Here is a 3,751-nt window from a genome sequence, read left to right as displayed (position 1 = left end):
CTTCCTCCTTGCGACCTTCACTGTCGCTGCCGCGCACCTCGACGCCGCCCGACGCGCGGGCCATCGCCTCGCTTTCCGCGTTGAGGTTGCACCACGCCACCGCAGGCCGGTCGTGCGCCGCGATGATCTCGCCCGCTCGGTCCACCCGCGCCGATACCGACGATCGCCGCGCCGAAAGCCGCTCCGCCATCGTGCGGGCCTCCATCGGGAACAGCATGCCCATGCCGGCCGCCTGATCGGCATCGCTGTCCACCAGATGCTCGTGCATCCGAAGCGGGGGCAGCTGATAGGCACCGTCTGCGAACCCGATGTCGGACGGCTTGGTTATCATCACCGCCCAGCTCGCGACCCACCGCCAGAAAGCGTCCTCCGCGTGCCGCTTCAGTCGCCACTTCGACGTATCGCCTCCGTCGTGGATGAAGAACGTCGCGAGCATCTCGGCATGATTCATCACCCCGAGGAACTCGGCATGGTTGCCCAGTTCCATGAAATCGTTCGGAGCCGGGGTCGCCGATGCCGCCAGCCGGAACGGCACGCGCCGCGCACCATCGATCAGAGCGTTGCGCGTCTTGCCGTCGAACGCCTTCAGTATCGAGCTCTCGTCGAGGACGATGCCGGCCAGCCGGGTCAGGTCGAACCGGCCCAGCTTGTCGTAGTTGGTGACGTAGACGCCCGGCCCTGTGATGTCGGCATCGGATGCGGCGCGCCGCACCTCCAGCCCGAACTTGTCGGCCTCGCTGACGAACTGCGGCGCCACTGCCAGCGGCGTCAGGATCAGGACGGGCGCGTTCGCCGCCCTTGCGACGGCATCGGCCCACGCCATCTCCATCAGCGTCTTGCCGAGACCAGTGCCCGCGAACAGCGCCGCGCGGCCCCGGCGCAGTGCCCATGGCACGATCGCCGCCTGAAAGTCGGCCAACGCGGCAGGCAGCCCGCTGATGTCGGCGATGCCGGTCGCAGGGTCCTGTGCGGCCTTGGCGGACAGAAACGTCCGATAGACGGGCAGCACGGTCATGCCTGCCTCCGAGCGATGTCGATCCTGTCGCGAATGGCGGATGCATTCGCGTGATCACGGATCAACTGGTCCAGCGCGTGGAAGGCGTTGTCTCGATCACCCCGCTGTATGGCGGTGGCCAGGTCGATGATTGCCGCCTCGTCGAAGTCTTCTTCCATGATCGCGATCCTAAAGCCGCATGGTCTGGAGGACGGCGATCAGATCGGGGTCCTTCTCACCGGTGATCCGCAGCGCGGTTTCGTTACCGCCCAGTTCGATCGACATCCTGCCGCTCTCCGCGAACAGATCGACGATCGGTTTGAACAGGCTGTGGTTGACGCCGAAGTCGAGCGCGCCGCCCGACACCTCGACGTCGATGGGCTCGTTCGCCAGCGTGCCCGACGTGTCCCACGACCGGACCTCGTGACCATCGGCCCCGCCGATCGCCACCTGCACCTTGCGAACCTTCATCTTGCTGTCGCCTTCGGCGTTCACCACCGCAGCCACGGCCACGATGGGCTCGACGATCGCGGCAGGCATGCACTCGATGCGGTACTTGCCGCCTGCGGCGGGGATCACGCGCTCGTAGTCCGGGAACGTACCGTCCACGAGCTTGGTCAGCAGCCGCGACGATCCGACCGCCAGCGACATGGCGGCGGCGGTCACTTCGATCGCGACCTCGCCCTCCGCCTTGGTCAGCATCTTGCGGATCTGCGCTACGGCCTTGCTGGGCACGATGATCGGAGGCATCGCTTCGGCGCCGCCCGGCAGTGCCGTCTCGACCCTCACCATCTTGAAGCCGTCCGTGGCGACGCCCCGAAGATGCCGGCCGTCGTGGGCATGCAGGTGGATGCCGTTGAGGTACAGCCGCGATTCGTCAACCGACTGCGCGATCTGCGTGCACTCGACCACGCGCGCCAGCGCGGCGGCTGGCATGGAGAAGGCGACCGCCCCCTCCAGGGCCTTGCGCTTCGGGAAATCGGTGGGAGGCAGGGTGGCCAGCGTACGCTGGCCACGGCCCTGCTTCATCACGACCGACGACTTGCCATCTACGGGTGCCAGCGTCATGCGCCCCGCCCGGAAACTCGCCACGGCCGCGACCATCTTCTGCGCATCCACCGTCGTCGCAAGCGACCCGGCCGCCTCGACCGTCGACGTCGCCTGCAGGTCGAGGTTCGTCCCCGTGACCGTCAGCCGACCTTCGCCCGCCTCGATCAGCAGGTTACCGAGGATCGGGATGGTGTTGCGGCTCGCCACCACATCGACCACCGCCCGCACTGCGCCCAACAACGCGTCGCGCTCCACTTCAACTGTCATGCCGCCATCCCCGTCACGTCTCCAGAATCCACGATCGTCACACGCCGCAGCGTGGGGGCGGGCGCCGCATGCACCCGGATCATCCCCGCCTCGACCATCGCCGCCAGCGCCACCGGCACGACCTCGGGCGCCACACCCGCGCGTCGCGCCAGCTGCACATCCGTGGGGCAGGGCAGGCGGAAGCGGGCCGCACGCATCAGCTGCTGCATCAGCGCATTGACGAGATCGGTTTCGCCTTCGGCGATCACCGCCAGCCGCGCCGACAACATCGCCCGCGGTGCGGGCGTTTCGATCGGTTTGCTCGACCGCTCGGCGGTGTAGCGATGCACCAGCGACGTCCCGACGCGCTTCTGCTTCAGGTGTACGAGGCCCTTGCCGGCCAGCGTCCGCATCAGGACCGCGCCCGGGTGATTGCCCGGCGCCCGCGCCCAGGTCGCATAGAGAAACTGGTCGCCCGGGACGGCCATGCTCAACCAGGCGCGGATGCGCTCCGGGGAGGCCACCATCAGCACAAGATCATCGGAAGGGATGGGCGCGGTGGAGTGGGGGGCAGACCCCACCGCGCCGTCGCACGCGGCCGGGGGAAGCCCGCGCACGATTTCGGAAACCATGTTCAAGCGGCCACCGCGTAGGGCACGCGATCGAACCACCCGCCGCGCGCCGGCACGTTGAAGTGACGCGCGGTCATGCCCATCAGACGGTGGAGATCGCAGCCGGTCTTCAGACCGGGGACCATGTCGCCCTCGACCATGCGCTGGAGCCAGCCTTCGGGGATGTCCAGCGCGGTCGCCGCTTCGGTCATCCCGCCATCCAGCGACATGATCCACTGCGCCAAGCGCCGCGCGCCCTCGCTCGACGCCTTCGCCGGCAGATGCAGCTTGCCCATCACTCGTCTCCCTCAAGCGTTTCGAGGGCGGCGCGCATCGTCATCGCGACCGCCACCACATCGTCCAGTTCCTTGATCGCCCGGCGGGCCGCTGCCCGCCGCTTTTCGGGCGCATCATCGACGGCCGTGCAGCACTCGATCGCCGCAGCCGTCAGCTCGCTGCTTTCCCGCGCCTTGCGGCTCAGCAGGAACAGCAGATCCTCGCGGGTCGCGGGTGCGGTCGGCAAAGGCACGAATACGCCACCCGCCAGTTCGCACAGCTTCCGCGTCACGATCGGTTCGCCCGTCACTCGCTCCAGCTGTGCGACGACGTCGATCGGAGCATGCTTGTCGGCATCTTCCGCGTTCAGCGACGCATACCGGTGCAGCGTGCTGACGCCGACACGGCATTCCCCAGCTGCAACCTTCAGATAACCGAGCGAATGCAGCAGATCCGTGAAGGCCACCTTCAGGATGCGCCCGGCAGCGGCTCCGCGCGGCATCACGCGGTCACCTGATGGGAAACGGACGCGTCCGTTTCCAGTGACGACGCAGTGATGGCTGCGGTATCCGAC

At 67.8% G+C, this 3,751-nt stretch carries 6 protein-coding genes; all 6 read right to left on the bottom strand.

Annotated elements, in window-relative coordinates:
- Positions 1-1,015 (bottom strand): hypothetical protein (locus tag Q0U08_RS18620; RefSeq protein WP_298093209.1); only part of this gene is annotated, 1,015 nt, incomplete at its 3' end.
- Positions 1,012-1,173, bottom strand: coding sequence for a hypothetical protein (locus Q0U08_RS18615; RefSeq protein ID WP_298093207.1), 162 nt, complete (start codon positions 1,171-1,173; stop codon positions 1,012-1,014). The genes Q0U08_RS18620 and Q0U08_RS18615, both read right to left, overlap by 4 nt.
- Before the next feature lie 10 nt (positions 1,174-1,183).
- Positions 1,184-2,299 carry a DNA polymerase III subunit beta gene (dnaN, locus tag Q0U08_RS18610; RefSeq protein ID WP_298093205.1) on the bottom strand — a complete coding sequence of 372 codons (1,116 nt, stop codon included), beginning with the start codon at positions 2,297-2,299 and terminating at the stop codon, positions 1,184-1,186.
- Between the two features lie 8 nt (positions 2,300-2,307).
- Complete coding sequence (locus Q0U08_RS18605; RefSeq protein WP_298093203.1) at positions 2,308-2,928, bottom strand: hypothetical protein; 621 nt, start codon at positions 2,926-2,928, stop codon at positions 2,308-2,310.
- Positions 2,925-3,197, bottom strand: a complete 273-nt coding sequence (locus Q0U08_RS18600) for a hypothetical protein (protein WP_298093201.1) — start codon at positions 3,195-3,197, stop codon at positions 2,925-2,927. The genes Q0U08_RS18605 and Q0U08_RS18600 overlap by 4 nt, the downstream gene beginning before the upstream one ends.
- The coding region (locus Q0U08_RS18595) for a hypothetical protein (RefSeq protein WP_298093199.1) at positions 3,197-3,751 on the bottom strand (555 nt) is incomplete at its 5' end. The genes Q0U08_RS18595 and Q0U08_RS18600, both read right to left, overlap by 1 nt.

Source organism: uncultured Sphingomonas sp., from assembly GCF_946477935.1.
GTDB lineage: Bacteria > Pseudomonadota > Alphaproteobacteria > Sphingomonadales > Sphingomonadaceae > Sphingomonas.
This window is presented reverse-complemented; position numbering and strand designations above follow the sequence as displayed.